32 protein-coding genes and 1 tRNA gene are annotated in these 26,316 nt (G+C 68.8%); 8 read left to right on the top strand and 25 right to left on the bottom strand.

Going from position 1 to position 26,316, the window contains the following annotated elements:
* Positions 1 to 741 (top strand): TetR/AcrR family transcriptional regulator, encoded by a 741-nt coding sequence (locus OG858_RS19160; RefSeq protein ID WP_086749185.1) that lies wholly within the window; start codon positions 1 to 3, stop codon positions 739 to 741.
* 41 nt (positions 742 to 782) lie between these two features.
* Here OG858_RS19160 and OG858_RS19165 read toward each other — a convergent pair whose 3' ends face one another.
* The 5 genes from OG858_RS19165 to OG858_RS19185 all read right to left on the bottom strand — a co-directional run bounded on the left by OG858_RS19165 (position 783) and on the right by OG858_RS19185 (position 5,109).
* Complete coding sequence (locus OG858_RS19165; protein WP_319069172.1) at positions 783 to 1,667, bottom strand: ABC transporter permease; 885 nt, start codon at positions 1,665 to 1,667, stop codon at positions 783 to 785.
* 2 nt (positions 1,668 to 1,669) lie between these two features.
* Positions 1,670 to 2,512 (bottom strand): ABC transporter permease, encoded by an 843-nt coding sequence (locus OG858_RS19170; protein ID WP_319069174.1) that lies wholly within the window; start codon positions 2,510 to 2,512, stop codon positions 1,670 to 1,672.
* A gap of 3 nt (positions 2,513 to 2,515) precedes the next feature.
* Positions 2,516 to 3,604, bottom strand: a complete 1,089-nt coding sequence (locus OG858_RS19175) for an ABC transporter ATP-binding protein (RefSeq protein ID WP_319069175.1) — start codon at positions 3,602 to 3,604, stop codon at positions 2,516 to 2,518.
* Between the two features lie 9 nt (positions 3,605 to 3,613).
* Positions 3,614 to 3,967, bottom strand: a complete 354-nt coding sequence (locus OG858_RS19180; protein ID WP_328544693.1) for a hypothetical protein — start codon at positions 3,965 to 3,967, stop codon at positions 3,614 to 3,616.
* Between the two features lie 551 nt (positions 3,968 to 4,518).
* On the bottom strand, positions 4,519 to 5,109 hold the full coding sequence (locus OG858_RS19185; RefSeq protein WP_319069177.1) for a TetR/AcrR family transcriptional regulator: 591 nt from the start codon (positions 5,107 to 5,109) through the stop codon (positions 4,519 to 4,521).
* 154 nt (positions 5,110 to 5,263) lie between these two features.
* On the opposite strand from OG858_RS19185, the gene OG858_RS19190 reads away from it, so the two are divergent.
* From OG858_RS19190 to OG858_RS19200, 3 genes are all read left to right on the top strand, one after another.
* Positions 5,264 to 5,425: a hypothetical protein gene (locus OG858_RS19190; RefSeq protein ID WP_179201073.1), complete on the top strand. Its 162-nt coding sequence runs from the start codon at positions 5,264 to 5,266 to the stop codon at positions 5,423 to 5,425.
* 181 nt (positions 5,426 to 5,606) lie between these two features.
* A complete protein-coding gene (locus OG858_RS19195; RefSeq protein WP_319069180.1) occupies positions 5,607 to 5,888 on the top strand; it encodes a hypothetical protein in 282 nt (93 codons plus the stop codon).
* Positions 5,889 to 5,976: 88 nt separating this feature from the next.
* Positions 5,977 to 6,324, top strand: a complete 348-nt coding sequence (locus tag OG858_RS19200) for a DoxX family protein (RefSeq protein ID WP_319069181.1) — start codon at positions 5,977 to 5,979, stop codon at positions 6,322 to 6,324.
* Between the two features lie 13 nt (positions 6,325 to 6,337).
* On the opposite strand, the gene OG858_RS19205 is transcribed toward OG858_RS19200, so the two are convergent.
* The 4 genes from OG858_RS19205 to OG858_RS19220 form a co-directional block, all read right to left on the bottom strand.
* A complete protein-coding gene (locus OG858_RS19205) occupies positions 6,338 to 6,940 on the bottom strand; it encodes a TetR/AcrR family transcriptional regulator (protein WP_319069183.1) in 603 nt (200 codons plus the stop codon).
* A 417-nt stretch (positions 6,941 to 7,357) separates the two neighbouring features.
* On the bottom strand, positions 7,358 to 8,164 hold the full coding sequence (locus tag OG858_RS19210) for a strictosidine synthase (RefSeq protein ID WP_319069185.1): 807 nt from the start codon (positions 8,162 to 8,164) through the stop codon (positions 7,358 to 7,360).
* Positions 8,165 to 8,197: 33 nt separating this feature from the next.
* Positions 8,198 to 9,064: an alpha/beta fold hydrolase gene (locus tag OG858_RS19215; protein WP_327744016.1), complete on the bottom strand. Its 867-nt coding sequence runs from the start codon at positions 9,062 to 9,064 to the stop codon at positions 8,198 to 8,200.
* A gap of 75 nt (positions 9,065 to 9,139) precedes the next feature.
* Positions 9,140 to 10,135, bottom strand: coding sequence for an NADP-dependent oxidoreductase (locus tag OG858_RS19220; protein WP_327744018.1), 996 nt, complete (start codon positions 10,133 to 10,135; stop codon positions 9,140 to 9,142).
* 149 nt (positions 10,136 to 10,284) lie between these two features.
* Here OG858_RS19220 and OG858_RS19225 point away from each other — a divergent pair, with 149 nt between their 5' ends.
* Positions 10,285 to 10,908, top strand: a complete 624-nt coding sequence (locus tag OG858_RS19225; RefSeq protein ID WP_327744019.1) for a TetR/AcrR family transcriptional regulator — start codon at positions 10,285 to 10,287, stop codon at positions 10,906 to 10,908.
* Positions 10,909 to 10,995: 87 nt separating this feature from the next.
* Here the strand turns inward: OG858_RS19225 and OG858_RS19230 are convergent, their stop codons facing one another.
* The 6 genes from OG858_RS19230 to OG858_RS19255 all read right to left on the bottom strand — a co-directional run bounded on the left by OG858_RS19230 (position 10,996) and on the right by OG858_RS19255 (position 16,033).
* Positions 10,996 to 11,340 (bottom strand): hypothetical protein, encoded by a 345-nt coding sequence (locus OG858_RS19230; RefSeq protein WP_327744021.1) that lies wholly within the window; start codon positions 11,338 to 11,340, stop codon positions 10,996 to 10,998.
* Between the two features lie 239 nt (positions 11,341 to 11,579).
* Positions 11,580 to 12,500 carry an alpha/beta hydrolase gene (locus tag OG858_RS19235; RefSeq protein ID WP_327744022.1) on the bottom strand — a complete coding sequence of 307 codons (921 nt, stop codon included), beginning with the start codon at positions 12,498 to 12,500 and terminating at the stop codon, positions 11,580 to 11,582.
* Between the two features lie 107 nt (positions 12,501 to 12,607).
* Entirely contained in the window at positions 12,608 to 12,757 is a 150-nt protein-coding gene (locus OG858_RS19240; RefSeq protein WP_327724214.1) for a hypothetical protein, read from the bottom strand.
* A gap of 71 nt (positions 12,758 to 12,828) precedes the next feature.
* Complete coding sequence (locus tag OG858_RS19245) at positions 12,829 to 13,746, bottom strand: alpha/beta hydrolase (protein WP_086749173.1); 918 nt, start codon at positions 13,744 to 13,746, stop codon at positions 12,829 to 12,831.
* Positions 13,747 to 13,808: 62 nt separating this feature from the next.
* Entirely contained in the window at positions 13,809 to 14,870 is a 1,062-nt protein-coding gene (locus OG858_RS19250; RefSeq protein WP_086749172.1) for an alkene reductase, read from the bottom strand.
* Between the two features lie 371 nt (positions 14,871 to 15,241).
* Positions 15,242 to 16,033: an SDR family NAD(P)-dependent oxidoreductase gene (locus OG858_RS19255; RefSeq protein ID WP_328544692.1), complete on the bottom strand. Its 792-nt coding sequence runs from the start codon at positions 16,031 to 16,033 to the stop codon at positions 15,242 to 15,244.
* 724 nt (positions 16,034 to 16,757) lie between these two features.
* Between OG858_RS19255 and OG858_RS19260 the strand changes: the two genes are divergently transcribed.
* Complete coding sequence (locus tag OG858_RS19260; protein WP_086749170.1) at positions 16,758 to 17,336, top strand: TetR/AcrR family transcriptional regulator; 579 nt, start codon at positions 16,758 to 16,760, stop codon at positions 17,334 to 17,336.
* Positions 17,337 to 18,676: 1,340 nt separating this feature from the next.
* Here OG858_RS19260 and OG858_RS19265 read toward each other — a convergent pair.
* A complete protein-coding gene (locus OG858_RS19265) occupies positions 18,677 to 18,937 on the bottom strand; it encodes a transposase (protein WP_373420822.1) in 261 nt (86 codons plus the stop codon).
* 427 nt (positions 18,938 to 19,364) lie between these two features.
* On the opposite strand from OG858_RS19265, the gene OG858_RS19270 reads away from it, so the two are divergent.
* Both OG858_RS19270 and OG858_RS19275 read left to right on the top strand, forming a co-directional pair.
* Entirely contained in the window at positions 19,365 to 19,700 is a 336-nt protein-coding gene (locus OG858_RS19270) for a helix-turn-helix domain-containing protein (RefSeq protein ID WP_328544691.1), read from the top strand.
* A 356-nt stretch (positions 19,701 to 20,056) separates the two neighbouring features.
* A tRNA-Arg gene (locus tag OG858_RS19275) sits at positions 20,057 to 20,129 on the top strand.
* Positions 20,130 to 20,230: 101 nt separating this feature from the next.
* Here OG858_RS19275 and OG858_RS19280 read toward each other — a convergent pair.
* The 9 genes from OG858_RS19280 to OG858_RS19320 form a co-directional block, all read right to left on the bottom strand.
* Positions 20,231 to 21,367, bottom strand: a complete 1,137-nt coding sequence (locus OG858_RS19280) for a tyrosine-type recombinase/integrase (protein ID WP_328544690.1) — start codon at positions 21,365 to 21,367, stop codon at positions 20,231 to 20,233.
* Positions 21,367 to 21,579 (bottom strand): helix-turn-helix domain-containing protein, encoded by a 213-nt coding sequence (locus OG858_RS19285; protein ID WP_328544689.1) that lies wholly within the window; start codon positions 21,577 to 21,579, stop codon positions 21,367 to 21,369. Before OG858_RS19285 ends, OG858_RS19280 begins: the two co-directional genes overlap by 1 nt.
* Positions 21,572 to 22,855, bottom strand: a complete 1,284-nt coding sequence (locus OG858_RS19290) for a replication initiator (protein WP_328545321.1) — start codon at positions 22,853 to 22,855, stop codon at positions 21,572 to 21,574. The genes OG858_RS19285 and OG858_RS19290 overlap by 8 nt, the downstream gene beginning before the upstream one ends.
* Positions 22,856 to 23,010: 155 nt before the next feature.
* Positions 23,011 to 23,256 (bottom strand): SpdD protein, encoded by a 246-nt coding sequence (locus tag OG858_RS19295; protein WP_328544688.1) that lies wholly within the window; start codon positions 23,254 to 23,256, stop codon positions 23,011 to 23,013.
* Between the two features lie 25 nt (positions 23,257 to 23,281).
* Complete coding sequence (locus OG858_RS19300) at positions 23,282 to 23,476, bottom strand: hypothetical protein (RefSeq protein WP_033531893.1); 195 nt, start codon at positions 23,474 to 23,476, stop codon at positions 23,282 to 23,284.
* 24 nt (positions 23,477 to 23,500) lie between these two features.
* Positions 23,501 to 23,692 carry a mobile element transfer protein gene (locus OG858_RS19305; RefSeq protein ID WP_328544687.1) on the bottom strand — a complete coding sequence of 64 codons (192 nt, stop codon included), beginning with the start codon at positions 23,690 to 23,692 and terminating at the stop codon, positions 23,501 to 23,503.
* Between the two features lie 11 nt (positions 23,693 to 23,703).
* Positions 23,704 to 24,345, bottom strand: coding sequence for a DUF2637 domain-containing protein (locus tag OG858_RS19310; protein WP_328544686.1), 642 nt, complete (start codon positions 24,343 to 24,345; stop codon positions 23,704 to 23,706).
* Between the two features lie 89 nt (positions 24,346 to 24,434).
* A complete protein-coding gene (locus OG858_RS19315; protein WP_328544685.1) occupies positions 24,435 to 25,811 on the bottom strand; it encodes an FtsK/SpoIIIE domain-containing protein in 1,377 nt (458 codons plus the stop codon).
* A complete protein-coding gene (locus tag OG858_RS19320; protein ID WP_328544684.1) occupies positions 25,811 to 26,167 on the bottom strand; it encodes an SCO3933 family regulatory protein in 357 nt (118 codons plus the stop codon). The genes OG858_RS19315 and OG858_RS19320 overlap by 1 nt, the downstream gene beginning before the upstream one ends.
* Positions 26,168 to 26,316 lie beyond the last annotated feature (149 nt).

Genomic DNA, 26,316 nt, shown 5'->3' on the forward strand with positions numbered 1-26,316 from the left:
ATGGCACCCGAGAAGCCGGTCAGGAAGCAGGAGGGGTTCCAGTCCGTGTGGACCCGGCCCCGGACCGGGCGGGAGCAGCCCGCGCTGAGCCGGGAGCACATCGTGGCCGAGGCGCTGCGCCTGCTCGACGAGGAGGGCATCGACGCCCTGAGCATGCGCAAGCTCGGCAACCGGCTGGGCGCCGGCGCGACCTCGCTCTACCGCCATGTCGCCAACAAGGACGAGCTGCTGGAGCTGGCGGTCGACGAGATCTACGGCGAGATCGAGGTCCAGGCCACCCCGGCCCCGGCGAACTGGCGTCACGACACGGCCACTTGTGCCCACAGCCTGCGCGCCACGATCCTGCGCCACCCGTGGCTGGCCTCCGTGCTCGGCGAGCTCGGCATGTCCTACCTCGGCCCGAACTGGATGCGGGCCTCCGAAGCCATGCTGAAGCTGCTGACCACCGCCGGGTTCCCCGCCGACGAGGCCGACCGGGCGCTCTCGACGCTCGTCGCGTACGTCACCGGCACGGCCACCAGCGAGGCCGCCTGGCTCAACGTCCTCGCCCGCAGCGGTCAGGACGAGCGGACCATGGTCGAACGGCTGTGGCCGGCCGCCGAGGAAGCCGCCCAGGAGTACCCGCTGCTGCGCGAGGGCTACGCCGAACAGCGCGGAGCGGATCCGCGGGCGGCCCGGGACGAGGGGTTCCAGTACGGACTCGACCGGGTGCTGGACGGGTTGGAGACGCGGCTGAAGTGAGCTGACGTCGACCGGCCGTGTCTCCAACCCCCTTCAGACGCTCACCCGTTGACGCCCGTGTACTTGCTCAGGCTCCAGTTCCACAGCAGCCGCGACAGGACGAAGGCGAGGAGGCCGATGAAGGGTGAGGCCACCGCCAGCGCCTCCGGTACACCCATCGCGTCGCCATGGCCGGTCAGTACCCCGGCCGGGAAGTACGCGATGAAGGCGAGCGGTACGACGAAGGTGAACGCGGCGGACGCGGCCTTCGGGAGGATGCTCAGGGGATAGCTGCCGAAGGTCCCCATCAGCTCCTCCAGCCACTGGCTCCAGTACGAGGTGGCAGGGAAGTGGAACGCGGCGGCGGCCAGGGCCGTGAAGAGCGCGGCCTCGACCAGCATGCCGCCGAGGACACCCGCCACCACGTACGCGATCCGGCCCGCCGTCCAGTCGACGGAGCTGCGCTGCAGTGCGGCGACGAACAGCCCGACAGCGACGACCAGGTCACCGAGGGCGTTGACCGGGAAGAAGGTCAGCTGGACCTGACGGTAGACCGGCATCGGGCGGATCAGACAGGGGTCGACGACTCCTTCCTGGACGAGGACGTTCATGTACTGGACCCGGCCGAGGAACAGCACGTACAGCCCGTGGGCGAGCATGCGCATACTGGCGATGAGCAGCACGTCGGAGCTGGACCAGCCGCCGAGTCCGGGGAACCGGGTGAGCAGGACGGTGGCGAAGACGACGATCGAGACCTGCCAGATCGCGCCGACGCAGACGTTCATCAGGAACTCGCCCCGGTACTCCAGCCGGGCCTTGAAGTTGAGCTTGGTGATCCGCCACACGACGCGCCAGGCGTGCGCGGGCCCGTGCGGAGCGGTTCCGTGCGGGGCGGTCCCGTGCGGGGCGGTTCCGTGTCGTACGTCGGTCCCTTGTGTGGTCGTCATGGTCATCCTCCCTGGGACACGACGCGACGGCCGGCCAGGTCCCAGAGCCGACGGGTCAGCAGTGCGAGCAGCACGATCCAGACGGCCTGGATCGCCATCTGCCCGAAGGCGTCACCGACACCGATCCGCCCGACGTAGATGGAGAGCGGTACGCCGAGGGTCGCCTGGAACGGCAGGAACGCGCTGAGCGTGATGAACCAGTCCGGGAAGTACCAGAGCGGGGCGTACACACCGGAGAGCAGGTTCTGCGCGAAGACGAGGATCAGCAGGGCCGCCTCGTTGCGCAGGGTCCAGAAGCACATCAGGTCGACCAGCATCATCACGTAGTACAGGACGAGTTGGCCGAGCAGCATGCTGACCGCGAAGACCCCGGCCACCGAGGGGGAGGCGGGCGGTGCGACGACCCCGACGGCGAGACACAGCACGTATCCGGCGAGCACCCAGCCGAAGCCGTACAGCTGGTCGCCGAAGGCGCGCAGCGCGTAGTAGCGCTGGGGCTTCATCGGCCGCAGGTACCAGTAGACGATCGTCCCGAAGTGCAGATGCTGGATCACCGTGTCGCGGCCCGCGCGCCGGTCGAGGCCGCGGATGCGGTTGGCGAGCACGGCGAGTACGGCGTAGCCGACGGCCTGGGTCTCGTTCAGCCCGGCGCTGGAGTCGGTGTTCGCGTACAGCCCCCGCCAGAGGTAGACGACCAGGCAGACCTGGACGAGGAGCCGTACGGCGGTGGCGGTCATCCGGGGCGGGGTGAGCAGCTCGCCCCGGGGCGTGATCCAGGAGACGCGGCGGGCACGGGAGAGGGCGGACGGGGTGGACGGGGTGGACGGGGTGGCTGTGGCGGCCATGGCTCAGCCGCCCTGGGGGGCGGAGGTGACGGTGGCCGGTTCCTGGGACGGGATGTCGCTGAGGTAGGCGGCGCGCATGACGTCCTCCAGGTCGTTCTCCTCCAGCGCCAGATCCGCGACGCGGAACCGCCCGATGATCGCCTTGAGCGCCTCGTGGACGGTGGGCGCGTCCTCGCCGACCGGCCCGAAGACGACCCGCGGCCCTTCCCTCCGCAGCACACCGATACCGGCGAACCCGGGCAGAGGCACGGGGCCGATCTGCTCGATCTGTTCAACCTGCTCGGTCTGCTCGATGTCGGCCGGGTCGGCGAGCGTGGCGCGGACCTGCCAGGTGCCGCCGAAGCGGCGCCGGATCTCCTGGAGCGAGCCGTCGAGGACGATCCGGCCGTGGTTGATCAGCACGACGCGCTCGGCAAGCCGTTCCACCTCGGTCATGTCGTGCGTGGTGAGCAGGACGGTACGGGCCCGCTCCTCGACCTGGTGCCGCAGGAACCGCCGTACCTGCTCCTTCACCACCACGTCCATGCCGATGGTGGGCTCGTCGAGGAAGACGACGGGCGGGTCGTGCAGGAGCGAGGCGGCGAGATCGCACCGCACGCGCTGTCCGAGCGACAGATGCCGGACCCGGGTGTCCCAGAACTCGGAGAGTTCGAGCAGCCCGTCGAACTCCTCGATCCTCGCCCGGAATTGAGCCTCGGGAACGCCGTAGATGTCCCGCAGGATCTCGAACGACTCCCGGGCGGGCAGATCCCACCACAGCTGCGTCCGCTGCCCGAACACGGCCCCGATGTTGTGGGCGTTGCGCTCCCGGTCCCGGTGCGGGACGGCCCCGGCGACGAGCGCCTCACCGGAGGTTGGCGTCAGGATCCCGGTGAGCATCTTGATGGTGGTGGACTTCCCGGCCCCGTTGGGACCGAGCAGTGCGAGCAGCTCCCCCTCACCCACACTGAAGTCGACGTCCTGCACCGCGACCTTGTCCACGCGCAACGGACTGACGAGCGACTTGAGCGCCCCCGCGAGGCCGGGCCGCCGTACGGTCGTCCGGAACACCTTGGACAGCCCGCGCGCCTCGATCACCGCAGACAACGGCATCACATCCCCTCACACCAGCTCATTCGAAATATCGAACATCATCCGGAACAACGGCGGAATGCTAGGCCCGCACGTGGGCGGAGAGAAACGAATTGTTGCCGTCATCGCCATCGAGGCATCGGGCATCGGGCATCGGCCATCGGGCATCGGGCATCGGGCATCGGGCATCGAGAGCCTCAAGGACGCCGGTATCGCCTTCTCCTTGCCTCGCGCATCGCGAAGAAGCCGACGATCAAGACGTCCCTGTCGAAGTCGCCCACGCTCTGGTTCCTGTTCCTGCTCCTGTTCCTGCTCCTGTTCCTGCTCCTGTTCCTGTTCCTGCTCCTGTTCCTGTTCAACGGCGGCGTGGTCGCGTACTGCCACCTGGCCATGGACGGCGTGAAGGGGATCGCGACCGCCGGCGGCATGGGCCTGGCCTAGCTGGGCGGGCGCGGTCGGCGGCCTTGTCGCGAACCGCCGAAGCCGGTCACGACTTCGGTTTCGGCTGCGGGCCGGGCCACGACTGGTGCCGCGGGACGCCACCGGGCCCAGACCGTCCCTGCGCGAAGGCGGTCCGGTCCGCCACGCGGACTCTCGGGCGATCACTCGTGCCGGTTCGGGGGTGGTGTCGGGTGCCGGCAGGCCCAGCGCGTTGCGTACGGCGATGCGGCGCACCGGACGGCGAGGACCACTCGACCGTCGTCAGGGCAGTCGTCGCGTCAACCACCGCCCCCGAGCCGTGACCGCGCCGAACGCCGGCCCGTCGGCCTCACCCGTCCGCACGATGCGCCGCACCGTGCCGCGGCCGGACCTTCGACAAGAGATCCGCAAGCCACCAGGGCGGCTGCACCGATCCGACTGACGCCGCCCCTCGTCCAACAGACCACATCTCTCACGCACGAGAACCACACCTTCGGGGCCGGAGATGTGGTGCGTCAGACGCGCTGCCCGGCGTCCAGCAGGGCGAGGGCGTTGCCGATCCCCTGATCGAGGAGTTCATTGGCGAGCTGACTGTCGGTCAAGGCGCGGGACAGCTGGAGTGTCCCGGCCATCAGGCCGAGGAGGCCGAGTGCCTTCACACGTGCGGAGGACGGGGCCTCGGGCGCCATGCGGGCGGCAATGCCGTCGATGAGGACCAGCACGCCGTCGGTGTACGCCTGCCTGGTCGGGTCGGCGCAGCGCCCGATCTCGTCGAGCAGAGCGGCGTTGGGGCAGCCGTCGCCAAGGCTGTCGCGGTGCTGGGGCGACAGGTATCCCCGCACAATCTGCTCGAGTCCGGCACGGCCCGGAGCAGCCCGCGCGACGACACTCTCGGCCTGCACCTTCAACTGGTCGGCGACTACCGTGGTGACGAGGTCGTCCTTGGAATCGAAGTGAGCGTAGAAGGCCCCATTGGTCAGCCCCGCGTCCTTCATGAGCGTCGAGACCCCGGAGCCGTCGATACCGTCTTGCTTGAGCCGGCGGCCCGCCGTCTCGATTATCCGCCGCCTCGTCTCCGCCTTGTGCTCTTTTCCGTACCGCACCACAGCAACCGCTCCTTCGCGGGCCGGAAGGACCGGTTGCCCTTCACCGACTTCACCAGCCTATTGTATTGCGAACGTACTCCAAAAAGTCGCCGACCCGGCCCTGCCGCATCAGGCGCCCCCGGGGTGCCCGGCTCCTGGCAGTGAGCGTGCGGCGGTGCACCTGGCGGAGAACGTCGCCGCCGGGACGATCAACCCCAGTCACCCTGCTTACGAAGCGCTGCCCGAAGCAGTCGGCCGACTCGCCCCGGGCTCCGGCCAGGCCGAGGCCCCAGGTCCGCACCTGTCCGGAGACCGGCTCGACGCCCGGCACCACTGATCGCTTCAGCCGGTGACCTGTGTTCCAGGACCGGGATATCGAAATCGATGATCCCGGCCCGGCGGGAGTCCGGTGAAGATGAAGATCACCCCGGGCCCGGAACTTCCACACCGATGGATCGGGCGGCCACGGCGATCTTCACTTCCCCGCCCCCGGTGCGCTCGGGCAGCCCCTGTTCGACATGTCCAGCCTGCACCTCGCCGAAGCGCACACCACAGCCGGCGGCCGGCCCTACCTCTACCAGCCGACCTGGCCGGCCCCGGCCATGGACGGCGTCTTCGACGCCACCCAGCCCATCGGCACCGAACCCGGCGTCACGCCCTACCCGGCCGACACCACCCACCGTGTTTGGGCGGACCGCAACCTTCAACGCCCTTCCGCTGCGACCGCTCTCACTCGGCATCACCAGGATCACCTCACCCGTGCCCGCAAACAGTGCCCCGGACACGAGGCAGTCACATGACCGCGGCTCATCACTTGCCGCCTTCTGCTCCCGGACCGATCGACGGTCCTCGCCTGTCTTTCTCCCGCTTTCTCCCTCCGGATTCTCCGTGTTCATCGCCTATGTCGTCCTCGCTGTCATGCTGTCCCTGGTGCTGGTCTTCTCTGCCATCCCCGACATCACCCACGACCCGAAGATCACAGAGGGGCTCAAAGCGCTCGGGGTGCCCGACAGCTGGTTCCTGCCGCTCGGCCTGGTCAAGATCGCGGGCGCTCTGGGGCTGCTCTCCGGCATCGCCTACCGGCCGTTGGGCATCGCGGCGGCGATCGGCGTCGTCCTGTACTTCCTGGGCGCCGTGATCACGCACCTCCGTGCAGGCGACATGAAGGATTCGGCACCCCGACCGTCAACATGCCGGCCGCAGCCGAAGACCACCCTGATGATCGCCTGGGCCTGAGGCCGGCCGCGCTTCAGCGAGGCAGCAGGACGTCGACCTGCCTGCGGATGTCCTGCACGATCTCCTCGACGCTCAAGGCGATGTTCACGCTCACCGCCATGCTGAGGAACATCACGGCGGACACGATGTGTGCCAGCGTCGCGGCGTCGCCCTCTGCGACCCGATCGTCTCGGCGCAGCACGGCGGCGACGGCCTCCTCGGTCTGCGCGACGATGGCCAGTGCCGCGCCGTGCCGGGGCTCCTCGGGGTCGCCGAAGACCATCTCTCGCAGGTAGGTGCGTCCGTTGTCGACCTGGATGCGGTTGCACTCGACGATCGGCCGGACGATCGCCAGCACCGCGTCCAGCACGCCGGGGACGGCCTCGGCGTCCGCAAGGCCCTGCTCAAGTGCTTCGACGTACTTGGCGTTCTGGACGAGCAGGAGGAGTTCGCCCTTGGTCTTGGCATAAAGGAACAGGGTCCCGGTGCCGATGTCGGCCTTGTCGGCGATCTGCTGGGTCGTGACCTCATCGACGCCGTGTTCGGCGAACAGCTCAGTGGCGGCAGCGACGATGCGGTCGAACTTCTCCTGCTTGTTCCGCTCGCGCCGTCCGACCGACCGGGGGGCGACAGACATGGCAGTGTCCTCCAGGAATAGATTCCGACTGTAGTCAGTTATGATTGCAGTCGCTACCGCGTGGGCTCGAATACGGCTGCGCTCATTCTCCCACGGCAGGGCGAGGAGTCACTTCGCCGCTGTCGGGCCACGGGCGCAGGCGGTGCCAAGTGCCGCGAGTTCACCCCGGTCGGTGTCGGTGTCGGTGAAACTCGGACAGGCCATGCCCAGCGAGCGCTTCGTCGAGCAGCATCCGGTGCAGTTCGCCCAGCGACCTGGCCATGACCGAGTGAATCAGCCCCAGCGGACCGACCTCTTGGCCCCAGCTGCCGGATGCGTGAGGGGTGTCGGACGGCGACGGGGCGCGAGGAGGGCCGGGAAGCGTGGGGCAGATGGATTGCTGAGCAGATCCGGCGGTCCGCTTCTCGCCCGCGCCACTCACTCCTCGTGGTGCGGGAGGATGCCGCCGTTCTTGACGTAGGTGAGGGCGGCGGTGACGTCGTAGGCGTGGATCGCGGAGACCTGCGGTGCCAGCCGGTCGGACAGGTCCTGGATCGCGTCGCCGGTGAAGAAAGCGTCCCGTGCTGCGGTGTCGGTGAACCCGAGGCTGAGGGAGGCGTGGAAGTGCTGGTCGTGGGGGTTGTCGTGGGCGACGTCCGGGGTGTCCCAGAGCTTTTCTATCCAGGGCAGGAACGTCTGCGTGCGCAGTTCCTTCAGCACTCCGGTGCCGGCGAGCGCGGGAGCGAGCTGCTCGTTGACGAACTTCCGGAAGGCGCCGGCGCCGACGCCGTCTCTGCGGCGCAGGTAGACGAGAGCGCGGGCGCCGACCGTCTGTCCGGGGCCTGCGACGTCGTACCAGCGGGATGAGTTCGGCGGGCCCGCGTAGAGCAGGGTGCGGCGGAACACGTTGATCTCGTCGGCGTGGGCCAGCTTCGTCTGCTTGCGCCCTTTCAGGGGTGCGAGCGCCGATCGAAAGGTGACTTCCGCGACGCCGTCGATCTTCCGGTCGGCGGGGATCGCGGTCTGGACCCCGTCGGTGGCCGGCCACCGCCCCGTGTTGTGCTCGGCGAGGTGGATCTGCCGGTACTCCTCCAGGCCCGGGGTGGCGGAGATGATCCCCGAGTGCGGGCCCTTCCAGTGGTCCATGCCCCTCTGGCGGGGCTGATCCGTCCGCACCCACAGCAGGATCGAGGAGGTGAGAGGCTTCTTCACTTCCAGGGGTGCGACGGCCGGTGACGTGCTCATGATGCTGCCCTTCTCTTCCCGGTCAGGCGGTTGTCATGGGGCGAGGAACTCGACCGCCACGGGGGCGAACCGGTCGTGGAACTGGAAGATGCCGCCGTGCCCGGAGTCGGGGTAGATGATCAGCTCGCTGCCCTTGATGCGGTGGTGCAGGTCCTCCGACAGGACCGAGGGCACCATGCGGTCGTTGTCGCCGTTGGCGATCAGGGTGGGCTGCGTGATCGACGACAGGTCGTCGGGGGCGGAGCGCCCCCACTTCTTGATCGCCTTCAGCTGTGTCTGGAACGCCTTGGTCTTGATGTCCGCGTCGCGGTCGACGGTGCGCTCCTTGAGCCGGTTGACGAACGCGCGTGCGGCGGGCTTGCCGGTGGCGTTGCGGTTGAAGAACAGGAACTCCTTGGGGTCCGAACGGGTCAAGGTGGCGCGCAGGATGTCCCAGTAGGTGATTCTGGCGACCTTGTCCATGTCCTTGCCGCCCTTGGGCCCGGTGCCGGTGAGGACGAGCTTGCGGACGAGCTCGGGGTGCTTCACCACCAGGGCCTGGGCGACCATGCCGCCGAGGGAGAAGGAGAAGACGTCGATCTTGTCGAACCCGAGCGCCTTGATGAAGGTGTAGGCGTCGTCGGCCATGGCCTCGACACTGTCCGGCACCTGGCCGGTGGAGGCCCCGACACCGCGGTTGTCGAAGGCGATGACGTGACGGCCCTTCGCGATGGGGTCGATGATGCGGGGGTCCCAGTTGTCCAGGGTCGCGGCGAGGTGGACGAAGAAGACGACGGGGATGCCGCCCTTCGGTCCCAGCTCGCGGTAGGCGTAGGTGACGCCACCGGCGCTGACGGTGCGGGCCGGGGCCTTCGCGTAGGAGGTGATGACGGCTTCGTTCGGGGTGTCGGTACTGCTCATGACGGATTCTCCTTGCGTGTTCTGTGTCGCTGTGTGTTTCGTGTCGCCCGTCGCGGTTGCGGCGGGTGAGCTGGGTCAGCTGTTGCCGATGACGGCCTTGCCGCGGATGCCGCCCTGGGACAGGGACTGCAGCGCCTGCGGGGTCTGGTCGAAGCCGACCACCTTTCCCACGACCGGGCGCACCACGCCCTCGTCGATGAGGGTGGTGATCTGTCGGAGCTGGTCGCCGCTGGCGCGCATGAACAGGAACTCGTACGTCACCCCGAGCTTCTTCGCCTGCCTGCGGATCTTGCGGCTCAGGCCTGCGACCGCCAGGCGCAGCAGCGGGTTCAGGCCGGCCTCGCGGGCGAACGCGGGGTCCGGGGGACCGGCGATCCCGATGGCTTTGCCGCCGGGCTTGAGCACCCGCAGGGACTTCTCGAGGGTCTCCCCACCGATGCTGTCCAACACCAGGTCGTAGCCGGTCAGGAGCTGCTCGAAGTCCTGGGTGCGGTAGTCGATCACCGTGTCCGCGCCGAGCGCGCGCACGAAGTCCGCGTTGGAACCGCCGGCGGTCGTGGCGACGCTCGCACCGAGGTGTGCGGCGAGCTGGATCGCGATCGAACCGACCCCGCCGGCGCCGGCGTGGATGAGAACCTTCTGCCCGGGCCGCACGTTCCCGCGCTCCACCAGCGCCTGCCACGCCGTGAGCGCCGCCAGCGGCAGTGAGCCGGCTTCTTCCATGCTGATCGAGGCGGGCTTGAGCGCCAGGTCGCTCTCCGCGACGGCGATGCGTTCGGTGAAGGTGCCGATGCGGTCCTGGTGGGGCCGGGCGTAGACCTCGTCTCCGGGCTTGAAGCCGCGAACCGCCGCCCCGACGCTGATGACGGTGCCCGCGACGTCGTTGCCCAGGATCAGCGGCAGCTTGTAGGGCAGGATCTGCTTGAACTCACCGGCGCGGATCTTCTCATCCAGCGGGTTCAGTCCGGCGGCCTCCACCCGGACCAGCACGTCGTGCTCCCCCACGGTGGGCTCGGGGACTTCCGCCTCCTGCAGCGGCTCCTTGTACTTGGTGACGACGAACGCTCTCATCGGGCGCCACTCCTAGCCTTAGTCCTATTTATCCAAGTTTGAGATTGGATCGGCAAACCCGGTGCGACATCCAGGGTCTCGCCCCGCACGACCAATCCGAGTACACTCAACTATGAGTCCACTCAGAAATATTGTCAAGGGAGGTCCCCATGGGAAGCGGTCACATGCCGATCGGGCGCCGCGAGAGGGCCAAACAGGACAAGCGCGAGCGCATCACGGCCGCAGCCCGCGAGCTGTTCGCCGAACACGGCGTCGCCAGGGTCACGACGCAGCAGATCGCCCACCGGGCCGACGTCGCGATCGGGACGCTCTACCTGTACGCGTCCACCAAGGCCGAGTTGTTGATCATGGTGCAGAACAAGAAGTTCGCAGCCGCCATCGATTCCGGCCTCGCCGCCGCGAACGCCGCCGTCGGACAGGGCGCGCTGGAGCCGGTCGTCGCTCTCATCCGCCCCGTGGTGGAGTGTGTGAGGGAGCACATCGAAAACGGCCGCACATACCTGCACGAACTCGTCTTCGGCGACCCGGCCGAGCCCTACCGGCAAGCGGGCCTGGCCCTTGCCGGCCGTCTCGAGGACGGCGTCACCGGCCTGCTCACCCGCGACGAGCACATCGGCGCCGCCGACGCGGCGACGCTGGCACGGGTGATCACCGCGATCATCCACATCAGCACCACCGCCACCGTTTACCTGCACCGCAGCGACGAAGCCGTCCTCGCCGACATCCGCCACCAGATCCACGCCACCCTGACGCCCCACCACCGCGCCGCATGACCGCTCGCTGCACGCTGCACGCTGCACGCTGCACGAGCCAACCATCACCCCCAGAAAGCGGGCACCTCATGAGCACGCACTACGACGTCATCGCCCACGGCGCCGGAACAGCGGGTACGTCACCGCGATCCGCGCCACGCAACTCGGCAAGACCGCTCGGCCGTGGTCAGGCTTCCGGGCTCCCGCCTCCGACCGGTCGCCGTTGCCGTGTGTCGGTGGCGCGAGAATCCCCGCGCGGCAGGCATCGAGGATTTCGTCCGCCAGCGGAGAACCGTCGGGGCATGCCCGCGACAACATGACCGCGCCGACCGAATGGGCGAGCGTGTCGATCACCAGGGCTCGGGCCGCGCCCTGGTCCATGTCCCCCCGCGTTCCGCCATGGGCCTGGAGGACAGTGAGCAGCTTCTCGATCTCCAGAAGGAGGGCGTTCACCTGGTGGCCGGTCCTGCAACGCTCCGCCGCATCATCCAGACCGCCCCGGACTACTGCACTGACCCGGCAGCCGTCGCAGGGCAGACGAGCACCTACCCGGAAGACTCGAAGCCGGCACGGCTATCAGCCAACGGACAACCTGTCCGGATCCGCATCACCGCTGGCGACGCCTCCTCAAGGTCGGCAATGTCAACGGACCACGAGCTAGCCCTGCGCGCCTTCGACCCCCTGCGCCCTCCTCACAGTGCACCCTTCAGCACTCGTGCCTGCCGGCGCCAGAACTCCCGCGAGACCTCGGCCTTGGGAAACACCAGGTCGAAGCCGTGGAAAGCGCCGGGGACGACGTCGAGGTCACAGGGCACGCCGCTGTCGCTCAGCCGGCGCGCGTACTCGACGTCTTCGTCGTGGAAGAGATCGAGGGTGCCGACGCCGATCCAGGCCGGAGGGAGACCGGTGAGATCCTCGCGGCGGGCCGCGGCCGCGTACGGGGAGACGTCCGGGCCCGCGACGGCGTCGCCGAGGTAGGACGACCAGCCGTATCGGTTGCTCTTGGGCGTCCAGACGCGCACCTTGAGGGTGTCCAGGTCCGCTCTCGTCGTCGTGCGGTCGTCCAGCATGGGGTAGGGGAGCAGTTGGAACACCGGCCGGATCTCGGCCCGGTCATGGGCGAGGAGCGCGAGGGCCGCGGCGATTCCGCCGCCCGCGCTGGCACCTCCGATCGCGATGCGATCGATGTCGATGTACAGGCCACCCGCGCGCTCGGCCAGTCCACGCAGCGCGGCGTAGGCGTCCTCGACCGCGGCGGGCGCGGGATGGTCCGGCCCCAGTCGATAACGAACCGCGGCGACGGTGATGCCGAGCTCGCGGGCGAAGGCGATGTTCGTACGGTCGTCCTGCTCGGGTGCGCCGAAGATCAGCCCGCCTCCGTGTACCCAGAGCAGCGCCGGAGCCGCTGCCTTCAGGCCGGTCGGCTGGAAGACGCGAAGCGAAACGGGCGGTGCGCCCTCGGGCCCGGGCACGACGATCTCCTGAACCGTGACGTCCGGCCCTGGATCGGTCGAGCGCCACTTCACGCTCCGCACGATGCGCGACGACAGACGTCCGTAGGACACATTGGGGAGGAAGCGACCTCGTTCGAGATCGGGGTGGAAGGCGCTCATCGGGTCCTCGTTCTTTCCCCTCGTCGAGGGTGTACGGCATCGTCCGGCCACCCGGCGGGGGACCGGCGTCGCGAGTGGGGACGGTCATACAGCCGGTGCGGCGGAGCCTATGGGGCAGGGCCGACGCGCAGCTGCATGAAACTCTCGCGGTCGCGCGCGTAGCTGAGGCCGCCGCTGTGGTCGGCCGTCCAGGCCGTCGGCTGCCGGACCGGGGCGAGGGCGCGGGCGTCGCTGGCCAGCGTACGAGCGCGGGTCATGTCGGCGTCCGTCCACCGCCTCGATCCGGCAGGCGCGCGGATCGTGCGACTGCCGTGCCTGTACCGCTCGGTCAGACCTTGGCCTTCTCGCGGACCCAGGCGCCGATCTGTGCGATGGCGGCGTCGGTCTCCGGAATGCGGCCGGCTCCGTAGACGTAGGAGTGCTGGCCTCCGGGGACCACGACGGTCGCCGTGTCGATTCCGGCGTCCTTGACGCGGGCGGCGAACTCCTCGTCCTCGCCGGCCAGGACCTCGTAGGTGCCCCAGGAGACGAGGGTCGGGGGCAGACCGCTCAGGTCCGCCCGGTTCAGGTTGATCCGGGTGTCCGTGAACTCGATGCCGGTGCCGCCGATCCAGGATTCCCGGAAGAACTCCAGCAGTTCCTTGCTGAGGATCTTGTCCGTTCCGGCGTTGGCCGTGATGGTCTCGTCGGCGATTTCGAGGTCGCACCAGGGGGAGATCGACACGATGGCGCCGGGCAAGGGCTGCTTCTTGTCGCGGAGGCGAAGCGCCAGGGCGACGGCGATGAACCCGCCGATCGAGTGGCCGATCGTGATGATGTTTCCCGGCTCGTACCCTTCGGAGAGCAGCCAGTTGAAGGCCGCCTCCGCGTCGTCCACCTGGGCCGGGTACTTGTGTTCCGGTGCTCGCCGGAAGTCCAGGACCAGTACGGGGGCCCCGGCGGCCTTGGCGATATGGCCTGCGAGCTTTCGGTCGACGTGTGCCGACGCCAGAACGGAACCCCCGGCGTGACTGTGCAGGAGGACGTGGTCGGTGTTGGCGTCGACGGGTTCGCACCAGATTCCCAGCACGCCACCCGCGTCCACCTCCCGATAGGTGACGCCTTCCGGCTCCCGGGCCGCGAGATGGACTTGCTCCGCCTGGATACGCGCCGCATCCAACTCGGACGGGGGCTCCGCCCCTGTGGCCAGCCATTCCGCGAACGCGGTCGCTTCCGGGCTCAGTTCAACAGCAGCGTGCTCGGACACGTGGTACCTCCATGGGCCATTTGGGCATACCGGCCCGCCAGGACCGGTATGGCCGGGGATTGTCAGGCGATGAGGGTGGGGTAGTCGGTGTAGCCGGCCTCGCCGCCGCCGTAGAAGGTGGCGGGGTCGGGGGTGTTCAGCGGTGCGCCGGTGCGTACGCGCTCGACCAGGTCGGGGTTGGCGAGTGCCATCACGCCGACGGTGACGATGTCGGCCAGACCGTCTTCGATGTCCTTCGCGCGGGTGGCGATGTCGGTGCCGGCCCGGTTGAGAACCAAGGTGCTCGGCCACAACTTGCGGAGGGTGTGCAGAAGTTCGTCGTCGCCGCCGTGGCCGATGTGCAGGTAGGCGAGGTCGAGCGGGGCGAGGGCGCGCACGAGTGCCGGGTACAGCTCGTGGGTGTCGCTCTCCGCGATGTCGTTGAACGGGTTGCCGGGAGAGATCCGCAGGCCGGTGCGGCCGGCGCCGATCTCGTCGGCCACGGCGGTTGCCACCTCGACGGCGAAGCGGATGCGGTTCTCGACGGAGCCGCCGTAGCGGTCGGTGCGCTGGTTGGTGTTGTCGGACAGGAACTGGTGCACCAGGTAGCCGTTGGCGCCGTGGATCTCCACGCCGTCGGCGCCTGCCGCGACGGCGGCCGCTGCGGCACGCCGGAAGTCGTCGACCGTGGCGGCGACCTCCTCGGTGGACAGTTCGCGCGGTACCGGCATCTGCTGAGGGCCGGACGCGGTGAACATGTCGCCCATCGGCTGGACCGGGGAGGGAGCGACCGGCTGCCTGTGGTGGGGGGTGTTGTCGGGGTGGGACATCCGTCCGGCGTGCATGAGCTGGATGACGATGCGTCCGTCGACGCCGTGCACGGCGTCGGTGACCTTGCGCCAGCCGGCGATGTGCTCCTCGGAGTAAATGCCGGGGGTGAGGAGGTAGCCCTGGCCGTCGGCGTTGGGCTGGGTGCCCTCGGTGATGATGAGGGCGTGCGAGGCGCGCTGGGCGTAGTACTCGGCGTTCAGCTCGGTGGGTATGCCTTCCGGGGTGGACCGGTCCCGCGTCATGGGGGCCATTGCCAGCCGGTGCGGCAGGGAGATCTCCCCGGCGACGATCGGGTTCCACAGGACGTTCGACATGGATGTCTCCTCGAATAAGGGGGGAGAGAGAGTTGCGGGGTGGCGGGCTGGCGCGAGTAGCGCGTAGGCGGTGCCCGGCCGGACGGGTCTGGTGACCTTCCACCGTGAAACCGACCTGGCCCACGGCCGGGCGGCCCGGTCCGCGCTCGGTCGGGAACGGCGGCGGACCGCGTGGAGGGGCGGTCGAGGGTGCGGGCGGGCTCGCCGCGCACATGACCGCCGCCTTGGCGATGCTGAGCCCTGGCTTTTTGCACAGGGGGAGGACGCCGAGCGCGTCGGTCTTCCCCCACGCCGGGGGACACATCGGTCGTGTGCGGCAGCGGCCGTGCCGTTGTCACAAAGGGACTGCCGCACCGGAGTCGGAGCGGTGGTCAGCCGCGGTAGCGATCGGCCGGGACCCTCAGCGACAGGTTCGGGACGAGCGCCTGACGCGCCTTCTCGAACGACTCCCAGTCGCTGATCTCCGGCAGCGACGGGATGGTGACGGGCTCCCCGGCATCGAGGCCGGCGAGCGCCGCGTCGACGGCGTCGTCCACGTTCATGATGATCTCGTCGGGGAACGCCTCGAGGTCGACGCCTGAGCCGTCCCAGAGATCCGTGCGGACGGCGCCCGGCAGCACGGCCTGCACCGTGACGGGGCTTTCGGCGAGTTCCTGCTGCAGGGCCTGGGTGAACGTCAGCACGTAGCTCTTGGTGCCGCTGTAGACGGCGCTGACGGGCAGGATGTTGAGAGCCATGGCAGAGGAGATGTTCACCACGGTGCCGCGTCCGCGGGCCGTCAGGCCCGGCAGGACCGCGATGGTCAGCCTGGTCAGCGAGGTCACGTTGAGGTTGATCAGCGCCTCGTAGGCCGCCGCGTCGGAGCCTGTCAGCGGCGTGAGCAGCGCACCGCCGGCGTTGTTGATCAGCACCTCGATGCTCTCGTCGGTCCGCAGACGCTCCTCGACCACGGAGATCTGCGCCGCATCGGTGAGGTCGGCGGCGACGACGTCCACCGCACGGCCCGTGCGGCTACGGATGTCCGACGCCAGCGTTTCCAGCCGCCCGGTGTTCCGGGCCACCAGGATCAGGTCGTAGCCCCGGTCGGCAAGCCGCTGCGCGTAGGCGGCACCCAGGCCGGCGGACGCACCGGTGACGACGGCGGTCTTGTTCTGCGTGGTCATGGGGTGGATCTCATTTCTGGTGCGGCGGATGAGTAGGGGCCACAGCTTCGGCCCCGCTTTAGATTACGATAGGTATCTAAAGCGGTCCAGTCAACGGGCCCGGCGCCGCCAGTCACCGCACGCGGCCGGAGACTGCTCGACATACACGCGGGACCACAGGGTCGACGCCGAGCGGGTTCGGAGGGCGGCCCCTCGGGCACATGGTCGCCTTGGACGGTTGCGCGCACCGCCTTCAAAGCGAGCACGCGGGCGCGACGAACGACACCCCCGCAAAGACCCCGCACGCCGCCCGCAAAGACCCGCACGCCGCCCGCCGCACGCACGCCGGGCGCCACGCGAGCCACCCCCAACCGGCGTCGGATCACCCCCGGCCACTCGGGGGCGAGCAGCGCGGTCTCCGGCTTCGACAACCCCTCGGCTTGCCGCGTACAGGCGCTCAGACGCCCAGGCGCGGGACCCACTTGTCACCAAAGGTGAGGGAACAGGCCCGTTCAGCCGCCATGCGTGCGCTCCACGAGCTTTCGCATCGGCGTCTTCCCACAACCGCCCTCCGGGACGGAGGCATCACACGGGCGGAAGTGACAACCGGTTCGGATGCGGGCCCCTCGCGGACTTCTCGCCTTACGCAGCGAGAAGGATTCGTACGGAAGAGGGTGCCATGGTCGGCCGTCGACGCTTCGCATATGATAGATGCACTTCACTATCTAACGTGAGCAGGTGACTGATGAGTCGCGTTTCGCAGGCGCAAGCGCTCGAGAACCGCAGGCGCGCGGTCGCCGCGGCCTCCCAGCTCTTCCGGGAGCGCGGCGTCAACGGCATCAGCGTCGCCGATCTGATGAAGTCCATCGGGCTGACCACGGGCGGCTTCTACAAGCAGTTCCCCTCCAAGGAGGCCCTGATCGGCGAGGCTGCCCAAGCCGCTTTCGGGGACCTCGACGTACTCCTGACCTCGTTCGACACGGCCCACGGCGATCACGACACCGCGCGCGGCGCCCTCGTCGACTTCTACCTGTCGGCCGAGCACCGTGACCAGCCCGGCACCGGTTGCCCCACCGCGGGATTCGCAGGGGACATGGCTCGCGAGCCCACAGCCGGGGAGGTGCGCGACACGTACGCGGCCGGAGTCCAGGAATTCGCCGCGTGGATGTCCACCGACGCCGACGACGGCCTTCCCACGGTGGCCGCCCTGGTCGGCGCGATCCTCCTCGCCCGGGCCACCGCGGGAACAGAACTGTCGGAACAGATCCTGGAATCGACCCACAAAGCCCTGACCGCACCACACCGGCCTCGACCGGAATCCTGAAGACGGGCTATGCGGCTGTGGCCCAACGCCACGTAGCCAAAAGGTTGTTGGCCCTGTCAAAGATCCTGCTGGCTTATTCCGTCCCCGCGGGGCCGGCGGCTCGTTGGTCGGGGCAGCAGCGGCCGTCTTGGCGTTCCGGTCGCGGGTGGGGTGTGGAATGTCGATGCGGCCGAGGCCATGGCCGAAGGTGCCTGAGCTGACCGCGCAGGTGGCGCGGGCCGTGGCGCCCTCGGTACTGGTGTGCTCTCGTATTCAACTGTCGCCGGTTCGCCGAGAAACCCAGCTCCTTGGTGACCTTTTGTAGTCGCCAGCTGCATATCGGCTCCACGCCGGCCCTGATGTCCGGACTCAGCCGACTAGCGTTCTGTAGGCCTTCAATTCCACTGATGCCCCGGTCGTCGTGCCAGACTGTGCCGACATTCATGGCGGGTATCGGGGACAGCCAAGGTGCTCAGGTCGTTGCTGCGGGCTGGTGGTGCGGAGGGGCGGGCCGGCCGACCGAACAGCAAGGCTGATGGGAAATCCTCAGCCGGGGTGAACGGGTGGGGCTGGTGATCTTGACGGGTCCCAAAACTTTAGCCCGTATTGGTCCTCAATCTTGTGGACCTCCTCATGCTTGGGGGGCGCGGGCCAGATGGTAATTACGTGGTCTTCAACGGGATGGCCAGGGAGTTCAGGCACCGCACTGAGCTGTCGCCCTTGGTCACGCCCACGGGTGTGAATTCGGATGCGGTACCAGCCGGGCCCCTTGTGAGCCAGATTCCCGGCTTCGCGCAGAGTATCTCCTGCCCAGAGGAGAGGAAACATGATTCCTTTCTCGCTGTGATGGCTGAGGTCCACGACCGATTCCCACGCTTCGAAATCCTGGGGCGGCTCATTATCCCGGCACTCGATGGCCAGCGTGATACAGCCGCTGTGTGTGCCCGGCATAATGGTCAGATAGCCACTCCCGGCTCCTGCGAGCGTGTTCCCTCTTGAAATCCTCGGAATCTCTTCAGGGTCGGGGAGGCTGCCCCATTCGCAAAGGTAGTACTGGCTGTACTCCACATTCAGATGGTCTGTTCTCCATGTCACGCCCGACAACGTGCGTCCCTCGATTCAGCGATCCCGCCACACCTGTTGCAACCAGTACGGTGAGCCATACCGGCGCCGAGCCGCACTGACGCACACCAACGTGCTCACGCCACAGCGCCTCCCCCGACGCCGACGCCCTCTCAGCCTTCGCTCCACGGGACGGACGCGACCACAGTCCGTGACACTCGCTCCTCATCCACGACAGCGGGCAGCCGAACACCGACTGCATGATCAACGACGCCTACCAATCGCAGACCCCAATTCGGTTACGCGGCGAGGGAGAGGTCGAGTCGGGCAAGGTGGCTGACGCGGGTGCGGTGGAGCGGGTGGCCGTTCCACCAGGCATCGAGGCGTATGAGGTTGAGTGCGACGGCGGAGAAGACGTGCTCCAGGTGGGTCTTCTGGAGACCGCGATCGCGGGCACGTCTCATCCCGGTGACCGCGACGGCCTGGTGGATGGTTCCCTCGATGCCCGCGCGGGTTCCGTACTTGGCTCGCCACTGCTCGTCCCTCCCCACAAGATCCATGACTCCGGTGCGCCACACCCTGCCTGCCCTCCAAGCGAAGCACAGCAAATCCCTGAACATCGCTCCGAGCAATTTCATATGACGGCCCATCAGCCCTACCGTGCACCCCGCCACCAAGCCCTACGACAACCAACGGAGGCAACCTGACCCACCAACTCACAGTTGGCGAGGGCCTGTGCCGCTCTCCATGCACCCAGAGGAGAGGTAACTCGCCTACAGGACAAGCTTCCTGGCGACACACCAGATCCGGATCCGCGTACCCCCACACCCGTCGGCCCCGCGGCGGGCGGTTCACAGCCCCGAAGCCCCCATCGGGTCGCACGCCTTCGGGGTCACGGCGCCCAGCGCCACATCTCTCTACAGACAACGGGTCCCCGCCACCGTAAGGGCACCGGTCGGTCACCCTGGAGCGTTGCACGATCTACGCATGCCGCGCAGTAACAACGATGAGCACCCTTTGCACTACGTAGCGGACGGAGACCGGCCGGAGGCCACCCTGACCCACGACGCTCCGCTGGGCGCCCACTGCGGGCTGCTCCTCGCCGGCGACCTGAACCGCACCATGCGCTCCCGCAAGCTCCCGCTTCACGGACTGGCCGACCTGGCCCGTGTCGCGCATTCCACCGTCGCCCGAGTCCTCAACGGCGACGTCCTGCCGGACATCGGCACTCCGACACGACTGGAGGAGGCACTCGACCATCAGCTCTGGCCCGGCCCCGCAGCGATTCGCGCTTCGGCATCAGCCAGGCGCCAGGTGATCTGACCCGACAGGCTCCGCCGCGAAAGGCCGGCGGCAGTCAAGCCGACACCTGCAATCACCTCGCCTCCACGTCGGCGGCGGAACGGACAAACCGAGCCTCCGCGCTGACAGAGACGAACACTAACCAGCCCTACACAGAAAACCGCAGGTCACACCCTTCGCAACGCCCCACCCCCCGTACTACACCCCTCCGCTCCGCCCCGATCCGCTACGCTGTTCACGTCAGCGGTCAGGTCGCGCAAGATGTCCGCCCGGGAAACCGTCGCGAGCACCAGCGCACCCCCATTGACCAGCGGGCTTGTACGCCTCGGTTGAAGATCCACTCGCTGGGTTTTCTCCAAGGTTCTTTACAGGCCCCCGCCTTCGTAGCTCAGGGGATAGAGCACCGCTCTCCTAAAGCGGGTGTCGCAGGTTCGAATCCTGCCGGGGGCACAGCAAAAGGGCCAGCTCAGGAGGGGTTCCTCCCGGGCTGGTCCTTCGTCGCGTTCGAGGCCGTGCCACACGCGTGCCACTAATGCCACGCGGATGCCACATCACTCCTGGCCGGTGGCCTCTCCCCCGCCCTCACGGATCATGGCCCCGAGCCGGTCGGCGATGGCACGGTCACGGTCGCTGGTCATGTGCTGATAGATCAGCGCGGCGCGCGAGCTGCTGTGGCCCATGCGGGTCATCAGCTCACGGGTGCTGGCCCCAGCCGTAGAGGCCAGCGTATTGCCCGTGTGCCGAAGATCGTGGAAGTGCAGTTCAGACGTGACTCCCGCCGCCTTCCGCGCCTTGACCCAGTCGTCACGGAAGTTGCTCCGCCGAAGCTGCCCGCCCTGCGGCCCGACGAAGACGTGACCGTCACGACCAGGAGCCGCAAAGTGCTCCAGATGACGGGTGACCTCGCCGAGCAACTCGGCCGGGAAGGAGACGGTACGCACTCCGGCCGCAGACTTGGGCGCCTTGTCGAACAGCCGACCGCTCTGCAACTCAGCCTGAGCACGGCGAACGGTGACGGTCAGCCCCTCCTGATCGATGTCTCGACGCCGCAGGGCCGCCAGCTCCCCGAACCTCAGCGTGGTGAAGGCTGCCAAGAGCACGAGCAGCCGGTAGCGCGGCGCGATTGCGTCGGCGATGGCGAAGACCTCGGGCACCGTGAGGATCGGCCGCTCGGGCACGTCATAGCGATCGGCGCCCTTGATACGACACGGGTTGCGCCGGATCAGCTCGTCGTCCACGGCCGTGTTCATCAGGGCCCGCAGCAGTTGGTACGCCTTGACGACCGTTGGCTCGCCGATGCCGGCCGCGAGGAGCCTGCCGCGCCAGCTGCGCACCCGAGTCGTCGTCACGTCGGCCACCGATCCGGCCCCGAAGGTGGGCAGGATGTGCAGCCGCACCACCGACTCGTTCCGCTCTCGGGTGCGGTCAGCGAGCTTCCGGTCCCGCAGCCACGCGGTTGCGTACTCCTCGAAGTTCACCGCCCCGGCATCCGGGTCCGACCACTGCCCACGCGTGATGTCGGACTCGACGTGCGTGAGAGCGGCTTGAGCATCGGTCTTGGTCGGGTAGGTCTTCTCGGCCGGACGCAACTGGCCCGTCTCCGGGTCGCGGTAGCGGACCTGCCAGCGACCGGACGGAAGCTGCCGGACCGACCCGAAGTTTCTGCGCCTCCCCTTCTTGTTGGCCATCAGGCGACCCTCCGGAGAGAGCCGCGCCGGTGGCCGATCGGCTGCACCGTGTTGGCGTCGACGAAGGCATTCACCGCGCTCTCTGGGATGCGGACGTGTCGGCCGACCTTGACGAACTCGATGCGTCGCTCGGCGATCAGTCGGCGCGGGAAGCGTTCCGTGGTGCCGAGGAGTTCGGCCACCTGCGCCACGGTGAGGTAGCGGTCAGCCACGGGTGGGTTCTCCTTCCGTTCCGGGTGCGGGCGTGAGGGATTCGGCGAGCCAGGCTTCGGTGTCGGAGAGTCCGGTTCCTGCAAAGACCCAGTGGGCAAGGACGTACGTCGTATCTGGAGCCGGTCCGTTGGCTGTCGCGGCTTGTGCGCGGCGCCATTCGGCGCGGGCGTCGCGGAGTGCGCCGAGGGTGGTGGAGTAGCGGCGGGACTTGGTGGAGAAGTGGCCGCGGAAGCCGAGCATGTGGGCCCAGGCGCGCAGGCGGAGGTGTTCGAGATCCTTGCGTGCACCGAGGAACCAGGCGGTTCGAATGAGGCGGCGGGCGTGGTCGCTGATGTCGAGCTGGGCGAGTTCGGCGGCGAACTTCAGCGGCCGGTCGAGAGCTCCCGCGGCTGTCTCGGCGCCCTTGGTGGCGTACTTGGCGATGTACGCGGCGACCGCGCGCTCGGTCAGCTCCTGGCCGTCGTTGAAGTCGGCGGAGCGGATGGTGCGGACGTCGAGTTGGCGGCCGAAGGTGAAGGTGTGAGTGCGTCCGTCGATGACCGGGCCGTCCACACGGACCTTGGCTGCCGCCGTCTCGATGGCGTCGGTGAGCAGTTCGGCGGTGGCCCAGGCCGGAGGCGGGGTGTCGCCGCCGGTGGGGCCGTCGATGCGGATGACGGCGTGGAAGTGGACGGCGCCGCGCTTTTGGTACTCGGCGACCTTGGCGAAGGAGACGCGGGCGTGGTCGCGGAACCGGCGTTGTGACAGGCCCGCGCGCTTGGCGACTTCCCGGCGCAGGTAGGTGGAGAAGCGTCGCCAGAGCGGACCGGCGTGGGCGTTCCAGAGGACGGCCGCTTCGTAGTCGTAGGTGTCCGGGTCGAGCGGGGTGCCGAGTTCGGCGTCGTCATGGTCGTGGCGGTTGCGGCAGCGGCAGGAGCGACCGCTGGAAGGGCGGTTGTGGACCGGGCCGAAGCTCGGGGCGGTGAAGGTGGCGAAGACGCGCGGGTGGGTGGCGACGTGTTCGGGGGTGCCCTTGCCGCCGCGCAGGCCGGAGGTGATCAGGTGGAAGGTGTCACGGCGGTAGACCTCGGAGCAGGCCGCGCAGCGGGTGGTGCGGCGGTTGTTGCAGCGGACGAGGAGTTGGCCGGCCGGGAGGTCGGTGGAGTCGAGGTGGTGGAGAACGCGGCCGATCTCACCGGTCGTGGTGTCGACGTCGTGCTCGGTGCGGTGGCCGTCGAGGCGGATGGGGTTGACGCAGCCGCCAAGTCCGGAGAGCTGGCGGAGGATACCGGGCAGGGTGCCGTGCTCCGCGAGCTTCGCGAGTTCCGGGAGCGGGGGCGGTGTGGTGCGGGTGAAGATGGCGATTCTCCTTCTGACTGGCTCGGTCAGGAGTGATGGCCCCGGGGCGGCGGATGCTTGGTCGTGTGCGCCGCCCCGGGTGTCGGGCGCGTTCAGCGCCGGTTCTGTTCGCGGATCAGGGAGCGCAGGACCACGGCCGCGATGGCCACGGAGAGGGCCGAGACGGCGACGGCGGCCAGGAGCGCGGTGATGACGACACCGCCGACGACCACGGCCGCCACGACTCCGGGACTGATGGAGACCGCCGGGAGCGAGCGCCGTACGGGCGCCGGATCGGCCGGGGTGTGGGTGTGTGCGGGCGGTGGGGTGGGGCTGTGGGGGTACTTGGGCAGGAACACGGTCGGGCTCTCCTTATCTACTCGTCTAGGCGTGTGAGCCGTTTATGACGTCCACGCCGGAGCGGGTGCCGGATTCGATGGCGGGGGCGAGGAAGGTCTGCGAGAGGTAGAAGCCGAAGAGGGCGATCAGGACGACGACCCAGGTGCGGACGCCGAGGAACTTGACCGCTCCCCAGGCGAAGAAGCCGAGGACGACGACGAGCGGCAGGCTGACGGTCACGGTGTACGGGGTCCCTTCGGAGGATCAGCGGACGGGGCAGCGGTGGGTGCGGGCGGCCAGCTCGGCGGCGGCGCGGCTGTCGTAGTCGGCGGAGAAGCCGCAGCGCGGGGCCGTGCAGGCGGCGGTGTGCTTCTCGCGTCCCCGGCCGTCGTAGGACGTGGCGACCTGGACGGGGCCGATGCGGGTGGTGTTACGGAAGCGGCGGTTGGCGGACACGGGGTCTCCTCTCAGAGGTGGGCGGCGATGGCTTCGGCCATGGGCGCGGGGACGCCGAGGCGGGCGCGGAGAGTCGGGGTGTCGATCGGTGCTCCCGTGCGGATGTGGTGTTCGGCGGCGACCTTGCGGGCGTGTTCGACGAGGGCGGTCGGGACGGGTACAGCGGGCCGCTCGGGCGGCGGTGGCTCGATGGCCGGTGGTATCGGCGGCGGTTGCTCGGGGGCGACTTCGGGCGCGTGCTCCTGGTCCACGGTGTCGTCCGTGTCGTCGAGGTCCGTGTCGGTGGTCGTCGGGGTGGTGTGGGCGAGGAGGGTTCCGCCGAGGAAGGCGACGGCGGGCCAGCCCGCGACGAGGATGCGCAGCCAGGCCGGGACGTCGTTCAGGTCGAGGAGGCCGGCGGTGGCGACATTCGCTCCGAGGGAGGCGGCGAGGGCGATGACGAACCAGCACCACCCGGCCGCTTTCGCCTCACCGGTCCGCAGTCGGCGCCAGGCGGCGACGAGCAACAGGTCGACCGAGACCGGGTAGGCCCACGCCTTCCACCCGTCCTGACCGGCCGCCGAGGCGATGTCGTGCAGGTGGGCGAAGGACAGCGCGGCGGCGATGAGCGCCTGGACGAGCACCGCGTCGACACGGGCCAGTTGGGCGCGCATGATGCGGCTCCTTCCGGATTTCAGGCATGGCAGGGGTAGGGAGTTGGCGCGAGGCGGTCACGCCGACCGGGGTGAGGGGTGGGTGAAGGTCAGTCGGTCACCGGGTGCGGCTGCACTGCCGGGGCTGAGGACTCCACGGACCGTACGGGGGTGTCGGGCCGGAAGGGCTTCAGCGCGGGAAGGTCGGGCACCAGGTGGGCCAATTCCCGGCAGATCTCGGCAGCGGCGCCGAGAGAGAGGTACGGGGTGCGGATGCGGGACCAGCCGCCGGAGGTGTCACCGGCCACGGCCAGGCCGGGCAGTTCGGGAGCGATGGCGCAGGCGGCGAAGACCGCTTCAGGGGCGATGTCGCCCAGCGCCATTTTCGCGGAGGCTTCGTCGTTGACGCGGTGGCAGACCCGGCCGGTGAGCTGGGCCCGAAGCATGGTGGCGCCCTTGCCCAGCTCGGCGCCGAAGCGCTGCCCGCACACCTCCAGGTAGATGCCGACGGCGCGGCCGAGCTGGGCGAGGCGGATGAGCTGAGTGACCATCTCGTCCCGCCGTTCCTCGTCCTTCTTCGTGGCGACGAGGAAGAGTTCGGCCACTTCGTCGACGAACAGCACGATCGGCACCGGGCGTTGACTCTCAGGCAGGCCCCAGATGTCGGAGGTGATCTCCTCGTCGGGTGTGCCGGGGGCGATGCCCTGCCGGGCCTTGATCAGGTCGTAGCGGTCCTCCATTTCCTTGACGAGCACGGGCAGCAGCTCGGCAGCTTCGTCGGAGTCGGTGGCGAGGGCGGAGAGCCGGGAGGCGAACGGCGCCAGCTCCACACCCCGCTTGCAGTCGATACCGACCAGGGCAACGGACTGCCGGGCCAGGCCGGTGATCAAGTGCCGCAGGTACATGGACTTGCCGGACAGCGTGGCGCCGAGGGTGAGTTGGTGCGGGATGGTGCGGTAGTCGCGTACGAAGGGAGTGGCGTCCTCCCGCAGTGCCACGGGCACCTTGAGGAGTTCGGCGGCGGCCTTGCGGGGCATCCGCACGTTCCGCAGCACGTCGAAGCCGACGAGCCGCAGTTCGACCACGCCAGGCTTGACCGTCGTCACGTACACGGCGTGGACGCCCCAGGCGTGCCGCAGCCGTTCGGCCGAGGCGGCGACATCGGCGGGTTCCTGCCCCGGAGCGAGCCGGAGGCGGAGCCGCAGCCCGGTCGAGGTGGGCCGGATGATGCCCCGACGGGGCGGTACCGGCCGGACCTCCCGCCGAGTGGTGGCCTTGACGGCGAGGACCCGCAGCCGGGACGGCGCCACGGTCAGCCCGCACGCCTCCATGACCGAGCCGTAGGAGCCGAGGAGCCGGGCGGTGGATATCGGCAGGCCGACCGTGGGCCAGTACACGCGGGGGTGCTTGGCCCGGATGTAGGCGGCCCCGCCGCCGAGCGCGGCGACAGGACCACCCACCTCCAGAAGAGTCACCAGATCGGACATCAGGCGGTGGCCCCCATGGCGGCCGGGAAGGCGGCCGGAGTCACGGCGGCGGCGCGGAAGGCGATGCCGTGACGCTGCTGCCCGTTGAACACGCTCTCCCACGGCCGGGCAACCAGCCCCGGCAACGAGACCGGCGCCCCCAGCGTCAGCCCTTCGGTCACACCACCCTCAGGAATGGTGACCTTGACCAGCGACGACTCCCCGTCCTCGATGTAGACGACGCCGAGCGTCATCAACGCTTCCCCGCTCACGGCGTCCTTGGCGATCTCGCCCGTCTGCCGGTCCCGGACCTTGGGCTCAGGAGCCTCGGTCAGCAGAATCGTCGCGGCCGAGGTCTCAACACGAATGGTGCGCAAGGCAATTCACCCATCTACTCGTCTATACATGATGCGATCTGCGAACCCGATCTACGGGGCTCACGCGGACCACCCTGCCACACCACTTGCCCACTCGTCTATACGAGTATGCCTGTTGGGGTGTACGAGTTCGAGAAGCGCGCCCCCCA

Source organism: Streptomyces europaeiscabiei (assembly GCF_036346855.1).
Taxonomy (GTDB): Bacteria; Actinomycetota; Actinomycetes; order Streptomycetales; family Streptomycetaceae; genus Streptomyces; species Streptomyces europaeiscabiei.